Raw genomic sequence first — 18,575 nt, forward strand, 5'->3', positions numbered from 1 at the left:
GGCAGGCGAAGACGAAGACCAAGGCCGCACACGCGACGGCAGGAGAGGCTGGCGGTACGGAAAGCAGGGTGCAGCATCACGACGTCCTCGATTTCGTTCGGATAGACATTGAAGCCCGACACCAGAATCATGTCCTTCTTGCGGTCGATGAGGCGAACGTAACCACGCTCGTCCATCACGCCGATGTCGCCGGTCATCAGCCAGCCGCCGGCGTCGAACGTCTTGGCGGTATCTTGTGGGCGCTGCCAATAGCCGCGCATGACCTGCGGGCCACGCGCGCACAATTCGCCCGGCTCTCCCAGATCGGCCCATGTGCCGTCGTCGCGTTTGAAGCGCACGTCGGTCGACGGTGCGGGCAGACCGATGGAGCCGGTGAAATCGAAGTCGTCCATGTGCGCGATGTCGACCGGGTTCATCGTGACGATGGGCGAGCACTCCGTGAGGCCGTAGTCCTCGATGATTGGCTTGCCGGTCACTTGCTTCCACCGATCTGCAATCGCGCGTTGTGTTGCCATGCCGCCCGCCAGCGACAGCTTCAATCTGGAGAAATCGCGGGCGCAAAAGTCGGCATTTTCAAGCAGGCCGTTGAACAGCGTATTCACGCCCGTGACGCCGGTGAACATTTCGTGGCGGATGATGTAGACGACCTTCTTCACGTCGCGCGGGTTCGCAATCAGGATGTTGCGTCCGCCAAGACTCATGAACACCAGGCAGTTCACCGTGAGCGAGAGGATGTGATACATCGGCAGCAGCGACAGATTGACCTCGATGTCGCCGTCGAGCTAATCGGCCGCCCACGCCTCGGTCTGGAGCAGGTTGGCCAACACGTTGCCGTGCGTGAGCATGGCTCCCTTGGCGACCCCTGTGGTTCCGCCCGTGTACTGAAGGAAAGCGAGGTCGTCGCGCGCGAGGGGCATTGGCGAAGGCGTATGCTTCGCGCCCTCGGCAAGCGCCCGACGCAGCGATATGGCCTGCGGCAGATCGTAAGCCGGCACCTGTCTGGCTACTTTGCGCATGAGGAGGTTGACGAAGCGCCCCTTGACGTTCGCGCCGCGGCCGAGCAAGTCGCCGATCTGCGTAAGGAGCACGTTGCGCACGTCGGTGCCGGGGATCGCATCCTGCACTGTCCTGGCAAAGTTCTCGAAGACGACGATGGTGTGCGCACCGCTGTCCTGCAACTGGTGCTTCAACTCGCGAACGGTGTAGAGCGGATTGACGTTGACGACCACCGCGCCCGCAATGAGTGTGCCGAAAAGGTAGATCGGATACTGGAAGCAGTTGGGCATCATGAGCGCGACGCGCTCACCCTTCTTCACGCCCTGGGCTTGCAGCCACGCGGCGAATGCATACGCTTGACGGGCGACCTCGGCATAGGTGATCTCGCTGCCGAGACTCACGAACGCGATGCGTTCCCGGTATTTATCGATTCACTCGTCGAAGGCCTGCACGAGCGACGTGTAACGGGTCACGTCGATCTCGGCCGGCACCCCGGGAGGGTAGGCGTTTAGCCAAACTCGTTCCTGCTGGACAGCTTGATCCATCGTTGTCTCCATTCACAGGCACAGACGTCCGTCGCCGGTGGGTTGCTCTGCTGGCAACGCGCATCCGTGCGCAGGGCCGTGCTTTTTGGCTGCCCCTTTACCGCTAGCTCTTTTTGTTTTTATCGTTCCAGCATCGCGACCACGCCTTGTCCGCCGGCCGCACAGATCGAGATGAGGCCGCGCCCGCCGCCACGTTCGGCCAGCAGCTTGGCAAGGGCGGCGAGAATGCGGCCGCCGGTCGCTGCGAACGGGTGACCGCAGGCGAGCGAACTGCCGTTCACGTTCAGCCGTTGCCGATCGATGCTGCCCAACGGCGCAGCCAGGCCGAGTTTGTCCCTGCAGTATTGCGGGTCCTCCCACGCCTTCAGGGTACAAAGTACCTGCGCGGCGAATGCCTCATGAATTTCGTAGAAGTCGAAGTCCTGCAACGTGAGCCCGGCCTGAGCCAGCATGCGCGGCACGGCATACGCGGGGGCCATGAGCAGGCCTTCGCGCTGTGTCTCGTCAGGGTTGAAGAAGTCGACGGCCGCAGTTTGCGAATAGGTCAGATAGGCGAGTACCGGGATGTTGTGTGCCCGCGCCCAGTCTTCGCTCGCGAGTAGTACACACGACGCGCCATCGGTGAGCGGTGTCGAGTTACCCGCTGTGAGCGTGCCCGTGGCGGTGCGGTCGAACACCGGATTGAGGCTGGCGAGCTTCTCGAGCGTGACGTCGGGCCGCAGGTTGTTGTCGCGTTGCAGGCCGAGAAAGGGTGTCATCAGATCAAGAAAGAACCCGCGCTCGTACGCGGCGGCCAGATGTTGGTGGCTCGCGAGCGTGAGTTCGTCCTGCGCGGCGCGTTCGATTTGCCAGCGCTTGGCCATCAACTCGCAATGCTCACCCATCGACAGCCCCGTGCGCGGCTCGCCATTGCGCGGCAACGCGGGGCGGAACAACATGCCCGGACGCACCTTCGCGAGTGCGCCGAGCTTGCCGCCGGTGCTGCGCTGCCGATTCGCTTCGAGCAGAATCTGGCGGAGCCTTTCGTTCACGCCCATGGGGGCGTCCGACGCCGTGTCGACCCCCCCGGCAATGGCCACGTCGATCTGACCGAGCGCGATTTTGTTGCCGGTGAGGATCGCCGTCTCGAGGCCCGTGCCGCACGCTTGCTGGACGTCGTAAGCCGGGGTCTGTGCGGCGAGTGTGGTCGACAGGACGGATTCGCGCGTCAGATTGAAGTCGCGGGCGTGCTTGAGAACCGCCCCGGCGGCGACCTCGCCCAGACGCTGGCCATGCAGCTCGAAACGGTCGACAAGTCCCTGGATCGAGGCCGTCAACATGTCCTGATTCGATGCCGTAGCGTAAGCCGTGTTCGAACGCGCGAACGGGATGCGGTTGCCACCGAGAATGGCAACGCGACGTAGGGCGGGCGCTGGCGCAGTGGGTTTGAGGGCGCTCATGAAGGGTCCGTAGCGAACGTGTTGATAGAGGGCGATGTACCCGGCGCGGCTTGCCACCGTGCGCGCAGATGCGGGACGGTGCCCGCCGCGTCGCGCAGTTCGACGACGCTGCGGTGCGGATCGCACCAGAGTGTGGCTTCTCCGGGCAGTAGTAGCGGTGTCTTGAATTCGACGAGAAGGTCGAGGTGCCGCTCGTCGGCGGGCAGCACCGCGGCGAGCGTTCGGGCGAAGCTCCACATGCCGTGAATGATCGGTCGCGGGAAGCCGAACCACTTGGCGGTGATCGGCCAGAGGTGGATCGGGTTGTAGTCGCCGGAGATGCGCGCGTACTGACGGCCGAGGTCGCCCGGTACCCGCCACGTGGCAGTCTTCACGAGCGACGGGCCGGCGCTTAGCTCGGCGCGATACGGTGCGCCAAGCGGGGCGCGCACGCCGGTGCGCAGGTACAGGCTTTCGCCCGACCACACGACTTCGCCTGCGCGGCGGGCGGTGGTGAGTACCGTGAAGACCTGCCCCTTGTCATGCGCGTACAGCGGGCCGCACCGCACGTCGAAATCCAGCCGATCCCCCACGGCGAGCGGCGCGTGGGTACGGACGCGATTCGCCAGATGCACCATGCCGAGCATGGCGAACGGAAACGCGCGGTCTGTCATCAACAGCATATGCAGCGGAAACGCGAGCAAGTGCGGCCACGTGGGCGGGACACCGTGGGCGCCGGTAAAGCCGCATAAGCGCGCATAACGAGCGATGTCGGCCGCGTCGAGCGTGACATTGCGGCGCCCGAACGCCAGCGGGGGCAGCGATTGCGCCAGCGCCGGCTTGCGGCTCGACAGCAGCGCGCGCAGATACAGATGAATCGGTGAGGGCGGACGCGTGATATCGATAGCTGTCTGCCCGGTTGGCGTGGCAGGCGGCCTAGTGTCCGGCGGATCGTGTGGGCGGTCGTTGGCCATGGTCATGCTCCCAGCAGGCTCTGACCGCAGACACGCACGACCTGTCCGGTCAGCGCACCCGAGGCCGGATGTGCGAGCCACGCAATGGCCTCGGCGACGTCGACCGGCTGGCCGCCCTGGCCGAGCGAGTTCATGCGGCGTCCGGCTTCACGGATGGCGAACGGTACGGCGGCGGTCATCTGCGTCTCAATGAATCCCGGGGCGACGGCGTTGATGCTGATGTGGCGCTCGGCGAGCACCGGCGACCACGCTTCGACCATGCCGATCACGCCCGCCTTCGACGCAGCGTAGTTCGTCTGCCCGCGATTGCCCGCGATGCCGCTGATCGACGCCACGCCGACGATCCGGCTGTTGGCGCGCAGCACGCCTGCATCGAGCAGCGTGGTGTTCAGCCGTTGCGGCGCCCCGACGTTGATGTCGAGCACGCTCTGCCATTGCGCCTCGCTCATGCGCACGAGCGTCTTGTCGCGTGTAATGCCGGCGTTGTGTACGAGGATGTCGAGGCCGCGCGGTGCGTGCGTCGCCAGATGCGCCAGCAGCGTGACGCCCGCCTCGGGCGCGGCGATGTCGCAGGCGAGGGCGCTACCCTCGAGACGTGCCGCTACGGCTTCGAGCGGGGTCTGTGCGGCCGGGAGGTCGACGCACACGACATGTGCGCCGTCGCGCGCCAACACGGTGGCAATGGCTTCGCCGATGCCGCGCGCTGCGCCGGTCACCACCGCGACTTGCCCGGCGAGCGGGCGCTGATCGCGCATCGGCGGCGTTTCGAACACGGGGTCCTGCAAGGTGACAGCCTGCCCGCTCACGTAAGCGGCGCGCGGCGACAGGAAGAAGCGCAACGTCGAGTGCAAGGCTTCGCGCGCGCGTGGCGCGACGTAAAGCAACTGCGCCGTAGCCCCGCGTTTGAGTTCCTTCGCAAGCGAGCGCACGAAGCCCTCGAGCGCACGCTGCGCAACGCTGGCCTGCGGCGTCGGCGCCAGCGATGGCGGCAAGCCCAGCACGAGCACGCGCGCGCAGCGGTCAAGCGTCGCGAGGGTGTCGTGGAAGAACGTGTAGAGCGCGCTCAGCTCGCCGGTGTCGGCGATGGCGCTGGCGTCAAACAGCAGGGCTTTGGGGCGTACCCCTTCGTTCGGATTGAAGCGCCCGCTCATCGTGCCCGCCTGGTTGGCGTACGAAATCCAGTCGAGCCGCTCCACATGGGCAAGGCTGGGAACGCCGAGCCAATGCAGTTCGCGGGCCAGGCCGGGCAATAGCGGCGCGTCTGCTGTGCCGCCCACGACGGCGAGCGGCGCAGCAATCTCGCGGGTCTCGGTGTCGCCGAAGGGCGGCATGCGCTCGAGCGGCACGGGGCGCGGCAGCCCCAGCGCATTGGCCAGACGGCTGCCTACGGCGGAGTTGGCGAAGGCTAGGTATCGGTCGGTCGTCGTCACGGCGCGTAATTCCTCAGAGTGATGGGCAGACGTGGCATTGGCTGGCTCACGTGGTGAGCGCTTCGCCGGTAGCTTTCTGTTGTTGGGCGTGTTGCATGTCGGCGTGGCGTCCGAAGTCGGCAGGGAAGTCGTCGACGGCCACCGCGCGCGCGGCGTAGTCGGCGTACTGGGTGAGCACCCGGTGCTCGTCGTCGCTCAAGAGTTGCAACGTTGCCGCGTGGTCCACCCACTCGGTGAATTCGGGCAGGCTTTGCGGCATCGCCGGCAGACGGCCCTCCTTGATCGCGGTGCGCAGACGCTGCTCGATGGCGGTGACCTGCGGCGTCATCTGGAAGACGATCTCGCCATAGGCAAGCCCGTCGATTTCAACGCGTGGCGAGTAGCTGCCTGCGATGAGGCGCTCGCGCGCGTCGCCCGGCGTTTGCATCAATTCGGCCACTCGCGCGGCGAGCGCATCGGACGGCTTGGCGTACGGCAGGCCGAGCGGTGCGAGTTTCCAGTGCATCCACCAGGCGACAACGCGTGACGGATAGTTCGCCAGCACGCCTTCGAAGGCTTCGCGCGCCTGCCAGAGGGCATCTTGCGCGGCCCAATGCACCAGCGGCAGATCGGCTTCGGGACGGCCTTCGTCCTCGAAACGCTTGAGCGTTGCGGTGAGCAGGAACAGTTGCGAGAGGATGTCGCCCAGGCGGCCCGTGATGCTCTCGCGACGCTTGAGCGAGCCGCCGAGGACCGCCATCGAGACGTCGGATGCAATCGCAAGCAGTGTCGACATGCGATTCGCGGCACGATAGTAGGTATGCAGCTCGGGGGCCGCATTCGACGGCACGGCAGAGAGCCGGGCGTGCGTGACCCCGTGCAACGCGCCGCGCGCGATGTTGCTCGTCACGAAGGTCAGATGGCCGAAAAGGGCGTCGTCGAACGCGCGCACGGCGGTAGCGTGATCCGTCGTCTGCGCCGCGGCGAGTTCTTTGAGCACGTACGGATGGCAGCGGATGGCGCCCTGACCGAAGATCATCAGACACCGCGTCATGATGTTGGCGCCCTCGACCGTGATCGACACTGGAATTTGCTGATAGGCGCGGGCGAGGAAGTTGTTCGGGCCCATGCAGATGCCTTTGCCCGCCACGACATCCATACCGTCGTTCACCACTTTGCGCGCACGCTCGGTCACGTGATATTTCGCGATGGCGGAAATCACCGACGGCTTTTCGCCTAGATCGACGGCAAGCGCTGCCATACGGCGTGCCGCGTCCATTGCGTACAAATTACCGGCCATGCGGGCGAGCGCTTCCTGCACCCCTTCGAACTTGCCGATCGGCGTGCGGAACTGACGGCGCACCGCAGCATAGGCGCCCGTGGCGCGCACCGCGATCTTCGAATAGCCGACGTTCGACGACGGCAGCGAGATCGCACGGCCAGCCGCGAGACACTCCATCAGCATCCGCCAGCCCTTGCCCACCTGTGCCTGACCGCCAATGACCCAGTCGAGCGGAATGAAGACGTCCTTGCCGGAATTCGGACCGTTCTGGAAAACGGCGTTCAGCGGCCAGTGGCGGCGGCCGATCACGACGCCCGGATGGTTCGTCGGGATCAGGGCGCAAGTGATGCCTGGCTCGTCGTCGTCACCCAGCAGATGGTCGGGGTCGAGGGCACGGAACGCCAGACCCAGCACGGTCGCGATCGGGCCGAGGGTGATGTAGCGCTTGTTCCATGTGACACGGAAGCCCAGCGCTTCACGGCCGTCATGTACGCTGCGGCAGACGACGCCAACGTCGGGGATGGCGGCGGCGTCAGAGCCCGCGTAAGGGCTCGTGAGCGCGAAGCAAGGGATCTCTTCGCCCTTTGCCAGACGCGGCAGATAGTAGTTCTTTTGCGCCTCGGTGCCATAGTGCAGCAGCAGTTCGGCCGGGCCGAGCGAGTTCGGCACCATGACCGACACGGCGGCGGCGGAACAGCGCGACGCCAGCTTCATCACCACTTGCGAGTGCGCATAGGCGGAGAATTCGAGACCACCGTAACGCTTGGGAATGATCATGCCCAGAAAGCCGGCATCCTTCGCGTATTGCCAGGCTTTCGGCGGCAAGTCCTGCCAGACTTGTGTGCTTTCCCAGTCGTTGGACAGGTCGCACAGATGTTCGACCTCGTGTGCCATGAAGGCCTGTTCTTCGGCAGACAGGGCGGGCGCTGGCAGCGCCATGAATTTCCGCCAGTCGGGGCGGCCGGAGAACAGATCGGCATCCCACCAGACAGTGCCGGCTTCAATGGCGTCTTTTTCCGTCTCCGACATTTCCGGCATGATCGTACGGAATTTCGCGAGCATGGGCGCGGTCACCCATGCGCGGCGCAATGGGCCGATGCTCAGGATCAACGCTGGCAAGACGAACAGGATGGCGAGGACGACGGTCGCGACCGTTCCCGTCAGCGCTGCCGCTGCGCCTGCGCCGACCCATAGCGCCGTGGCGATGAGCCATTGCCAGGCATGTGCGCGATAGAAAAGCAGGGCGGTCACGCCCACGACAAACGCGAGAATCCATACGGCCATCATTTTCTCCTCCCTTCCGGTTCAGCGTTCCCATAAGTGCTGGGCGTCATACCGGTGACGGCGTATTCGCCATGCCCGGCAACTGTGGGGGCTGTCGTCTTTGTGCCATCTGCCGGTGATCGCTGGCATTGCGCCCGGTCCGAACCTGCGACGGCGTTATTGTTGGATCGCTCGGCGACTGGTTGGTGCGCCGAGAATTCGGGTGATGCGTCGAAAATGCGACTGCACTTCGTGAAAGTCGTTGATGCTGCCGCCGCGCGCGTGGCGCACGGGCGCGGCGATCCTCCCGGAACGCCTTCAGGCGTTTGTGCGGGGCTTGCGCTCAGGCGTTCGCGAACGCGCGATCGTTGTCTCCGGGGGCTGGCCCGTGGCCCTCGTTCTGTGATGCCGGGGCGAGGTGCTCTGTGCCGTGCCCGGCCTCACGCGGAGGGGTGATATTGGTGTCTTTCGCAAGCGCGAAGACGGCGGCGAAGCTCGCCAGTTGCTCCTCGCCCGGCATCGGTGCCTTGAGCGCTGCCACCATGAGCGCGGTGAGTCTTGCGACAACCTGCAAGTCGCCCATCGGCTGGCCTTGCGCAAAAGTGTCGATCAATCGCGATGTGTTGCTGCTCGCCAGCACGCCGGACAGCGCTTGCAGGGCGAAGTGCAGCCGCCAGCCCAGTTCCTGACGTGGCAGTTCGGGCAAGGCACGCGCGAAGGCCTCGAAGAATCGTTCGAACACCAGGGCGTAGTGCCGTTGCAGATAATCGCGGATGAACGGGGACGGATCGGCATAGACGCGCCCGAGCAGGCGCAGGAACGCCGGGCCGCCGATATCGCGATGATGGGAAATGGCCAGAGCGGGGATGAACATCGCCCCGAGCACGTGTTCGCACGTTAGCTGCGGTGATGGCCAGGTGGCTTCGGCCCGGGTCAGCAATGTGAGGCGTTCTTCGTTGAGCCGGTCGAGCCGTCGCGAAAGCATGGCCTGAAGCAAGGTTTCCTTGCTTCCGAAGTGATAGTTGACGGCAGCCAGATTGACCTCGGCGCGCGATGTGATCTGGCGCAGGGACATGGCTTCGTAGCCGAATTCGATAAAAAGATCTTCTGCGGCATCGAGGATGCGCAGCTTGGTATCGCCGGCTTGTCGGCCGGCCGAGAGGCGTAAGCTCACGACGATCCTCCAGTAAGACGCGGCACGACGCCACGTCGATTCAATGAACCGATGTTTCATTCAAACGTTCGATTGAATCCTAGAACGCCAATGTGCGTCACCCAAGATCTTTTTGTGGACGTAGCCCTCTAAAGCGTTGGTTCCGGCCAATAGGGACGCGCTTGACGTGGCAGATGACGCCGGGAAGGTGCGTGAAGGCAAAATGGTCAGATTTCCCTGATTTCCGGGTGGAAAGTCTGGAGGCGGGACAATAGTTTGCTAAAATGTCCCGCTTTGTGTGCAAAACCGTTTTGGGGCTACCCCGATTTGTCGGGGGCGGAGGGAAGCTGGCGTCACGTCGCCGGTTCCGGCCCAAGGTTGATTAACTGACTGGGTCCGCTTGCGGCATTCCCTCGCCGCAACACAGAACGACCCTCTGGATGGACGAATATCCTCATGACTATTGCTGTTGAAAACCTCGGCAAGCTCGAGCGCCGCTTTACCATCGCCCTGCCCAAGCAGGAAGTCGAAAAAGAAGTCGCAGCTCGCATTCAAAAGCTGTCGAAGACGGTTCGCATGCCGGGCTTCCGCCCGGGCAAGGTGCCCCTGAAGATGGTCACCCAGCAATACGGTGGTCAGGTCGAAGCCGAAGTCGTGAGCGACAAGGTTGGCCAGCAATTCTTCGAAATCAGCAAGGAACAGGATTTGCGTGTGGCAGGTCAGCCGCGCTTCGCGCCGAAGGCCGACGCTGCCGAAACCGAATACGCATTCGACGCCACGTTCGAGATCTACCCGGAAGTCAAGATCGGTGATCTGGCCACTGCGGAAGTCAGCCGCACCACGACCGACGTCTCGGAAGCCGAGATCGATCGCACCATCGACATCCTGCGCAAGCAGCGCGTGCACTATCACGTGCGCGGCGAAGCTGGCGCCCATGGCGACGGCGGCGCGGTGGAAGCCAAGGACGGCGACCGTGTGACGGTCGACTTCGTTGGCAAGATCGACGGTGAAGTGTTCGCCGGCGGTAGCGCCGAAGACTTCGTCTTCGTGCTGGGCGAAGGCCGCATGTTGCCGGAATTCGAGAAGGCCACGCTGGGCCTGAAGGTCGGCGAATCGAAGGAATTCGAGCTTAAGTTCCCGGACGAGTACCACGGCAAGGAAGTGGCTGGTAAGACCGCCACGTTCACCGTTACGCTGAAGAAGGTCGAGTGGGCGCACCTGCCGGAAGTTGACGCCGAGTTCGCTAAGTCGCTCGGTATCGCGGATGGCAGCATCGAAAAGATGCGCGCCGACATCAAGGAAAACCTGTCGCGCGAAGTGAAGCGCCGTACGCAGGCTCTGCTCAAGGATCAAGTGATGAACGCCTTGATCTCCGTAGCAGAGCTGGAAGTGCCGAACGCGCTGGTCGCTCAGGATCAGGAGCGTCTGGTGGCGATGGCTCGTCAGGACCTCGCACAACGCGGCGTGCCGAACGCTGGCAACGTGCCGATCCCGGCGGAGATGTTCAAGGAGCAAGCTGAGCGTCGCGTGAAGCTGGGTCTGATTCTGGCTGAGCTGGTCAAGCAGAACGACCTGCAAGCCAAGCCGGAGCAGATCAAGGCCGAAGTCGAAGAGTTCGCGAAGAGCTACGAAGACCCGCAAGAAGTCGTCCGCTGGTACTATGGCGATCAGCAGCGCATGGCGGAAATGGAAGGTTTTGTCGTCGAGAACAACGTAGTCGAGTTCGTCATGGGTAAGGCCAAGGTGACCGACAAGCAAGTCAGCTTCGAAGAGCTGGCGGGCAACACGCAGTCCTGATCGAGCGCGATACGACCAACTGAGCCGCCGCGGCCGAAAGGCCGTGGCGGTTCTTTTCCAAATGGCCTCCGGGCCTCCTCCCTGCGGCGCGCAAAACCATCTCGATAGAAGGGTCGAACCGATATGATTACCCGTTCCGAATTGCTCGCCCAACTCGCCTCCCCGACGCACAACTCCGCCCTCGAGACGCAAGGCCTTGGCCTCGTGCCGATGGTCGTCGAGCAAAGTGGGCGTGGCGAGCGCGCTTACGACATTTACTCGCGACTCCTCAAGGAGCGCATCATTTTCCTGGTGGGCGAGGTCAACGACCAGAGCGCCAACCTCATCGTCGCCCAGTTGCTGTTCCTCGAGAGTGAAAATCCGGACAAGGAAATCTCGATGTACATCAACTCGCCGGGCGGTTCCGTCTCGGCGGGTCTGGCGATTTACGACACGATGAAATTCGTGAAACCGGCGGTCTCGACACTGTGCCTGGGTATGGCCGCGAGCATGGGCGCATTCCTGCTCGCCGCTGGCGAAAAGGGCAAGCGTTTTGCGCTGCCGAACGCGCGCATCATGATCCACCAACCGCTGGGCGGCGCCCGTGGTCAGGCGTCGGACATCGAGATTCACGCCCGGGAAATCCTTTTGCTCAAGGACCGATTGAATAACCTGCTTGCCGACAACACCGGTCGGTCGCTCGAAGCCATTGCGCGCGACACCGATCGCGACAACTTCAAGTCGGCGGCCGAGGCCGTCGAGTATGGGTTGATCGATCGCGTGCTGGAAAAGCGTCCCTGATTCGGTCTCGAATTCAGGGCGCCTGACGGCAAAATGGCTGGCGCGACACCGGGTGTTTTCGTCTCGAAAGACTGGGTGATCGCGCCAAGTCTTTGTCGTAAAAGGGAATTTAGGGTTGTCGCGGGTGGGCCACACGCTCGCGCGGCATGGCGTTACAATGCAATTACGTATGCCGCGTTTGCCGCCCCCGATGGGGGACGACCGGGGCGCAAATTGCTAGCAGGCTGACACAGATATGGTGGATAAAAAAAGCACTTCCAACGGCGAAAAGCTGCTCTACTGCTCCTTCTGCGGAAAGAGCCAGCACGAGGTCAAGAAGCTCATCGCAGGTCCGTCCGTGTTTATCTGCGACGAGTGCATTGATCTGTGCAACGAGATTATTCGCGACGAGGCCGCAGCAGCCGAAGACGAGAGCGGCAGTGGTGGCAAGTCCGATTTGCCGTCACCGCAGGAAATTCGCGAGAGTCTCGATCAATATGTGATCGGCCAGGACCGCGCGAAGAAGATTCTGGCGGTTGCGGTCTACAACCATTACAAGCGACTGAAACACCTCAGCGACAAGCGCGACGAGGTCGAGCTGTCCAAGAGCAACATCCTGCTGATCGGGCCGACCGGTTCGGGCAAGACGCTGCTTGCGCAGACGCTTGCACGTTTGCTTAACGTGCCCTTCGTGATTGCCGACGCCACCACGCTGACCGAAGCCGGTTATGTGGGGGAAGACGTCGAAAACATCATCCAAAAGCTGCTGCAGAACTGCAATTACGAGATCGAGCAGGCGCAGAAGGGCATTGTCTACATCGACGAAATCGACAAGATCAGCCGTAAGTCGGACAACCCGTCGATTACGCGCGACGTGTCCGGCGAAGGCGTGCAGCAGGCGCTGCTCAAGCTCGTCGAAGGGACGATGGCGTCGGTGCCGCCGCAAGGTGGCCGCAAGCATCCGAACCAGGATTTCATCCAGGTCGACACGACGAACATCCTGTTCATCTGCGGCGGTGCGTTCGATGGCCTCGAGAAGATCATCATGAACCGCACCGAGAAGACGGGTATTGGTTTCGGCGCGACGGTCAAGACAGGCGAAGAGCGCGACGCTGGCGAGCTGCTGCGTGACGTCGAACCGGAAGATCTGATCAAATTCGGCTTGATTCCTGAGTTGATCGGCCGTCTGCCGGTGGTTGCCACGTTGGGTAAGCTTGATGAGGACGTACTGGTAACCATCCTCATCGAGCCGAAGAACGCTCTGGTCAAGCAGTACCAGCGTTTGTTCCTGATGGAAGGGGTGGAGCTGGAAATCCGCCCGGCGGCGCTGCACGCGGTGGCGCGCAAGGCCATCAAGCGCAAGACCGGTGCGCGTGGCCTGCGTTCGATCATCGAACAGGCGCTGCTCGAAGTCATGTACGAGCTGCCGTCGCTCAAGGGCGTTACCAAGGTGATTCTGGACGAAAACGCGATCAGCGGCGACGGAAAACCGCTTTTGATCTACCAGGAGTCACCCAAGGTTGCCGGCTCCAATTGAACGGTCAACTCAGTGCTACCCGAAGCCGTTCATGGAAACATGGACGGCTTTTTTTCCTTCATACTAGTGCCACGGGCAATGAAACCCCGAGTGGTGCAACTTGTCGGCGAATGGGCCCTCCGTCCCTCTTGTAATTCTCGCCGGCGGCCTCAACTAGCTGGAACACAACGTTATCGTTAAATATGGGGAACGAGATGTCAGGCACCCAAATCCTCCCGCCCGAAGCGATTCAACTGCCCCTGTTGCCTTTGCGCGACGTGGTCGTGTTTCCGCACATGGTGATTCCCCTTTTCGTGGGGCGTCCGAAATCGATTAAAGCGCTTGAAACTGCCATGGAAGGCGGCAAGCACATCATGCTGGTCGCGCAGAAAGCCGCGGCCAAGGATGAGCCTACGTCCAAGGATCTCTACGAGATCGGTTGCGTGGCGAACATCCTGCAAATGCTCAAACTGCCCGATGGCACCGTCAAGGTGCTGGTCGAGGGGATTCAGCGCGCTCGCACTCTGAGCGTGGATGAAGAAGAAACCCAGTTCACGTCGGAAGTCATGCCGCTCGAACCGGATGACGGCAACTCGCCGGAATCCGAGGCCCTGCGTCGTGCGATCGTGGCGCAGTTCGATCAGTACGTGAAGCTCAACAAGAAGATTCCGCCGGAGATCCTGACGTCGCTGTCGGGCATCGACGAGGCGGGGCGTCTGGCGGATACCATCGCCGCTCACCTGCCGCTCAAGCTCGAGCAGAAGCAGAAGATTCTGGAGATGTTCCCGGTCATCGAGCGCCTTGAGCATCTCCTCGCGCAGCTTGAGAGCGAGATCGACATTCTTCAGGTCGAAAAGCGCATCCGTGGTCGCGTGAAGCGCCAGATGGAGAAGAGTCAGCGCGAGTACTACCTGAACGAACAGGTCAAGGCGATCCAGAAGGAACTGGGCGAAGGCGAAGAAGGCGCGGATCTCGAAGAACTCGAGAAGCGCATCAAGGCCGCGCATCTGCCGAAGGAAGCCAAGAAGAAGGCCGACGCCGAACTCAAGAAGCTCAAGCTGATGTCGCCGATGTCGGCCGAAGCCACGGTCGTGCGCAACTACATCGACACGCTGGTCGGTTTGCCGTGGCGCAAGAAGAGCAAGGTGAACAACGATCTGTCGAACGCCGAGAAGGTGCTCGACGAGGACCACTTCGGTCTCGAGAAGGTCAAGGAACGCATCCTTGAGTATCTTGCCGTGCAACAGCGCGTGGACAAGGTCAAGGCGCCGATCCTGTGCCTGGTCGGGCCCCCGGGCGTGGGTAAGACGTCGCTCGGTCAGTCGATCGCGCGTGCGACGAACCGCAAGTTCGTGCGCATGGCGTTGGGCGGCGTGCGCGACGAGGCCGAAATTCGTGGCCACCGTCGTACGTACATCGGGTCGATGCCGGGCAAGATTTTGCAGAGCCTGTCGAAGGTGGGGGTACGCAACCCGCTGTTCCTGCTCGACGAAGTTGACAAGATGGGCATGGACTTCCGGGGCGACCCGAGTTCGGCGCTGCTCGAAGTGCTTGATCCCGAGCAGAACCACACGTTCTCGGATCACTACGTCGAAGTCGACTTCGATCTGTCGGACGTGATGTTCGTGGCCACCTCGAACTCGCTGAACATTCCGGCACCGTTGCTCGATCGTATGGAAGTGATTCGCCTGTCGGGCTACACGGAAGACGAGAAGGTCAACATCGCCCAGCGTTATCTGCTGCCGAAGCAGAAGAAGAACAACGGGCTGAAGGAAGGCGAGATCGATCTGGCGGAATCCGCGATCCGCGACATCATCCGCTACTACACGCGAGAAGCCGGCGTGCGTTCGCTCGAGCGCGAGATCTCCAAGATCTGCCGTAAGGTCGTGAAGATGCTGTTGCTCAAGAAGGTCGATGGGTCGTCGATCAAGGTCGATGCGAGCAATCTCGACAACTTCCTGGGTGTGCGCAAGTTCGACTTCGGTCTCGCCATGAAGGAAAACCAGATCGGCCAGGTCACGGGGCTGGCGTGGACGGAAGTGGGCGGCGATCTGCTGACCATCGAAGCCGCGCTGATGCCGGGCAAGGGCAACATCATCCGCACGGGTTCGCTCGGCGACGTGATGAAGGAGTCGGTCGAAGCGGCACGTTCGGTGGTGCGTTCGCGTGCCCGTCGCCTCGGTGTGACGGACGAGCAGTTTGAGAAGAAGGACATCCACATCCACGTGCCGGAAGGCGCGACGCCGAAAGACGGTCCGTCCGCCGGTATTGCAATGACAACGGCGCTCGTCTCGGTGCTCACCGGCATTCCGGTGCGTGCGGATGTGGCAATGACTGGTGAGATCACGCTGCGCGGCGAAGTGCTGCCGATCGGCGGCCTCAAGGAGAAGTTGCTTGCGGCTCACCGTGGTGGCATCAAGCTCGTGTTGATTCCGGAAGAGAACGTGAAGGATCTCGCGGAGATTCCCGACACGGTCAAGAACGCGCTGGAGATCGTGCCGGTGCGCTGGATCGACAAGGTGCTTGAACTGGCGCTGGAGCATGCGCCGGTGCCGCTGCCGGAAGAGGAGGCGAAAGCTGCGCCTGTTGCGCCGAATGCGGATACCAGCGGCAAGCAGGACGTCATCAAGCATTGACCGCCACATTTCGTTTGGCGCGACGGCATTTTGCTCGTCGCGCCAGATCGAAAATGGGCAAAAAGCTCGGGTTTTCCCCGGGCTTTTTTTGTTCACGTAAAGTGCTCGAAAATAGTGGCCGGAATGCGCAGATTCAGGAGTGCTTCCTATGCCGCTAAAAGGGCGCAAAACGGCTTGACATCAGGGTTTGCGGCTTGTCTAATGGCAAAGCCAGCGGACCTCGCAGATCAATGTCAAGGCGCGCAAAGAGCGCCTCCGCGGCTCAATCGCCTACTATCCTTGCAAGGGGGTTACAGTGAATAAGACGGAACTGATCGATCATATCGCGGGTGAGGCAGATATCTCGAAAGCTGCTGCCGGTCGAGCACTTGATGCACTGGTGGGTGCGGTAAAGAAAGCGTTGAAGAAGGGCGAGCAGGTGACGCTCGTCGGCTTTGGTACGTTCCACGTCGCGAAGCGCGCGCCGCGCACGGGGCGCAATCCGCGCACTGGCGCAGCGATCAAGATCAAGGCAGCGAAGGTTCCGAAATTTCGCCCTGGCAAAGGTTTGAAAGATACGTTAAACTAACGAGCTTTCCTGCTTCGGCAGGGAACGGTAACAAGAACAACGCTTGAATCGGGAACGGGTGCTTAGCTCAGTTGGTAGAGCGGCGCCCTTACAAGGCGTAGGTCGGGGGTTCGAGCCCCTCAGCACCCACCAGTTCCAGATATCTTGGGGAGCGGTAGTTCAGTTGGTTAGAATACCGGCCTGTCACGCCGGGGGTCGCGGGTTCGAGCCCCGTCCGCTCCGCCAAATTGTGAAAAGGCGAACTTCGGTTCGCCTTTTTTGCCATATGACGTCCTAAGACGCTCTAGACGACTTTTCCGATTTCGTATGTTCGACTTCATCCGCCGTCATCAACGCTTGGTCCTCATCTTCCTGACGGTGCTGATCGTCCCGTCGTTCGTGGTGTTCGGCGTTCATGGCTTGCAAGACTATGCCGCGGATGCCAGCACGATTGCCAAGGTAGGCGATCAAACCGTGACACGTCAGGAGTACGACAGCGTGCTTCGCGCACAGACCGAGCGCATGCAGCAAATGTTCGGTGGCGCTGTCGATGCGAGCCAGATCAACACCCCCGAAATGCGCAGTGCTGTGCTCGATAACCTGATCCAGCAGAAGCTGCTTACGCAGGAAACCCTCAAGAAGAATCTGTCGGTGCCCGATGCTCAAGTGCGTGAGGCGCTGCTCGCCATCCCGGCGATTGCGCAACTGCGCCGTCCGGATGGCTCGATCGATCAGGCCAAATACGAGCAACTGCTGTCTGCGCAGAACCTCACGCCGCAGCGGCTTGAGGCGCAAATCCGTTTCGAACTGGCATCGAACCAACTGCCGGCGAGCGTGCAGGTGAGCTCCATGTTGCCGAAGGCGGTGCTCGATCGTTTCGCTCAACTGCGTGCTCAGCAACGTGAAGTCGCGGCGCTGAATTTCCCGGTCTCCGACTTCGCTGGTAAGGTCGTGCCGACGCCGCAGCAGATGCAGGCGTACTACGATGCGCATAAGGCCGCGTTCCAGACGCCGGAGTCGGCCGAGATCCAATACGTTGTGCTCGATCCGAAGGCCATGCCGGCATCGGCGCAGACGCCTGCCAGCGACGACGTGCTGCGCAAGATGTACAACGACAATTTGAAGCAGTACACGACCCAGGAAGAGCGTCGCGCATCGCACATCCTGATCGCGTCGCCAGCCGATGCATCACCGGCCGATCACGCCAAGGCGAAGGCCAAGGCCGAAGCGCTGCTCGCGCAGATCAAGCAGAACCCGAACGACTTCGCCAAGCTGGCCAGCGAGAATTCGGAAGATCCGGGTTCGAAGGCCAACGGGGGGGATCTCGGCTTCTTTGCGCGCGATGCGATGGTCAAGCCGTTTGCCGATGCTACGTTCGCGCTCAAGGCCAATGGTGACGTGAGCGATGTTGTGAAGAGCGACTTCGGTTATCACATCATCAAGCTGACGGGTATCAAGCCGGCGCAAACGAAGTCGTTTGATGAAGTGAAGGGGCAGTTGGCCGATCAGTATCGCCAGCAAGAATCGGCGAAGGCGTATGCCAAGCTGGCCGATCAATTCACCAATGCGGTGTATGAGCAACCCGACAGCCTGCAGCCGGTGGCCGATCAGTTGAACCTGAAGGTGCTGTCGGCGAAGGTCACGCGCACGCCGGACCCGTCGCAAGCGCAAAGCCCGCTGGGTAACGAAAAGTTGCTCAAAGCGGTGTTCGGCGACGAATCCCTCAAAAACAAGCGCAACACCGAAGCGGTAGATGTTGGTCAGGGCGTGCTGGTGTCGGCCCATGTGGTGAACTACCATCCTGCCGCAACGCCGCCGCTCGCGCAGATCGAGGCCCAAGTCAGGGAGAAAGCGGTTGCCGATCTGGCGGATCAGGACGCCAGGAAGGCAGGCGAAGCCAAGCTCGACGCGCTGAAGAAGGGGGGCGATGCGGCGTTCGGTGCTGCGCAGACCGTTTCGCGAGACAACCCGGGCAAGCTGCCGGCAACCGCGTTGACCTCAATCTTCGCTGCCGATACGGCCAAGCTGCCGGCGTATGTCGGTGTGGCGCTGGGCGAAGGTCAGGGCTACGCGGTCTATCGCATCAGCAAGGTGACGCAACCGGCTCAACAGGATGCACAGCGCCTTGCCGCCGAAGCGCAGCAGCTCAACCAACTGGCCGCTCAGGCCGAGTGGAATGCGTGGCTGGGTGACCTGCGAGCTCGCTCGAAGGTCAAGGTGGTCCATGACGTCACAAAGGCAGGCTCGTGATCGGTTGATCGATGTCTGGATGGAAAGAAA

The 18,575-nt window shown here is 62.2% G+C and carries 11 protein-coding genes, 2 tRNA genes and 1 pseudogene; 8 read left to right on the forward strand and 6 right to left on the reverse strand.

All coding sequences use genetic code 11. The features are described 5' to 3' along the window. Window positions 1-47: 47 nt before the first annotated feature. The 6 genes and pseudogenes from PHO31112_RS17620 to PHO31112_RS17645 all read right to left on the reverse strand — a co-directional run. Window positions 48-1,553 (reverse strand): annotated as a pseudogene (locus PHO31112_RS17620) (AMP-binding protein); the annotation flags it as partial. A gap of 107 nt (window positions 1,554-1,660) precedes the next feature. Then, on the reverse strand, window positions 1,661-2,980 hold the full coding sequence (locus PHO31112_RS17625) for an acetyl-CoA C-acetyltransferase (RefSeq protein WP_150621667.1): 1,320 nt from the start codon (window positions 2,978-2,980) through the stop codon (window positions 1,661-1,663). Further along, entirely contained in the window at window positions 2,977-3,933 is a 957-nt protein-coding gene (locus PHO31112_RS17630; RefSeq protein ID WP_150621668.1) for a MaoC/PaaZ C-terminal domain-containing protein, read from the reverse strand. Before PHO31112_RS17630 ends, PHO31112_RS17625 begins: the two co-directional genes overlap by 4 nt. 2 nt (window positions 3,934-3,935) lie before the next feature. After that, the gene (locus PHO31112_RS17635) at window positions 3,936-5,363 is read right to left on the reverse strand and encodes a 3-oxoacyl-ACP reductase (protein ID WP_150621669.1); all 1,428 of its coding nucleotides are present in this window, start codon (window positions 5,361-5,363) and stop codon (window positions 3,936-3,938) included. Between the two features lie 46 nt (window positions 5,364-5,409). Next, window positions 5,410-7,908, reverse strand: a complete 2,499-nt coding sequence (locus PHO31112_RS17640; RefSeq protein ID WP_425495216.1) for an acyl-CoA dehydrogenase — start codon at window positions 7,906-7,908, stop codon at window positions 5,410-5,412. Between the two features lie 322 nt (window positions 7,909-8,230). Further along, entirely contained in the window at window positions 8,231-9,061 is an 831-nt protein-coding gene (locus tag PHO31112_RS17645) for a TetR/AcrR family transcriptional regulator (RefSeq protein ID WP_150621671.1), read from the reverse strand. A gap of 435 nt (window positions 9,062-9,496) precedes the next feature. On the opposite strand from PHO31112_RS17645, the gene tig reads away from it, so the two are divergent. From tig to PHO31112_RS17685, 8 genes are all read left to right on the forward strand, one after another. Then, window positions 9,497-10,837: a trigger factor gene (gene tig, locus PHO31112_RS17650; RefSeq protein WP_150621672.1), complete on the forward strand. Its 1,341-nt coding sequence runs from the start codon at window positions 9,497-9,499 to the stop codon at window positions 10,835-10,837. A gap of 126 nt (window positions 10,838-10,963) precedes the next feature. Next, complete coding sequence (gene clpP, locus PHO31112_RS17655) at window positions 10,964-11,617, forward strand: ATP-dependent Clp endopeptidase proteolytic subunit ClpP (RefSeq protein WP_150621827.1); 654 nt, start codon at window positions 10,964-10,966, stop codon at window positions 11,615-11,617. Window positions 11,618-11,852: 235 nt separating this feature from the next. Then, window positions 11,853-13,133: an ATP-dependent Clp protease ATP-binding subunit ClpX gene (gene clpX / locus PHO31112_RS17660; protein ID WP_150621673.1), complete on the forward strand. Its 1,281-nt coding sequence runs from the start codon at window positions 11,853-11,855 to the stop codon at window positions 13,131-13,133. Between the two features lie 194 nt (window positions 13,134-13,327). Next, entirely contained in the window at window positions 13,328-15,748 is a 2,421-nt protein-coding gene (lon, locus tag PHO31112_RS17665; RefSeq protein ID WP_150621674.1) for an endopeptidase La, read from the forward strand. Between the two features lie 265 nt (window positions 15,749-16,013). Next, complete coding sequence (locus tag PHO31112_RS17670) at window positions 16,014-16,316, forward strand: HU family DNA-binding protein (protein WP_484555863.1); 303 nt, start codon at window positions 16,014-16,016, stop codon at window positions 16,314-16,316. 56 nt (window positions 16,317-16,372) lie between these two features. Next, window positions 16,373-16,448: transfer RNA gene (locus tag PHO31112_RS17675), tRNA-Val, on the forward strand. Window positions 16,449-16,464: 16 nt separating this feature from the next. Continuing rightward, window positions 16,465-16,541, forward strand: a tRNA-Asp gene (locus PHO31112_RS17680). An 81-nt stretch (window positions 16,542-16,622) separates the two neighbouring features. After that, a complete protein-coding gene (locus PHO31112_RS17685) occupies window positions 16,623-18,545 on the forward strand; it encodes a SurA N-terminal domain-containing protein (RefSeq protein WP_150621675.1) in 1,923 nt (640 codons plus the stop codon). Window positions 18,546-18,575 lie beyond the last annotated feature (30 nt).

This window comes from Pandoraea horticolens (assembly GCF_902459555.1).
GTDB classification, from domain to species: Bacteria; Pseudomonadota; Gammaproteobacteria; order Burkholderiales; family Burkholderiaceae; genus Pandoraea; species Pandoraea horticolens.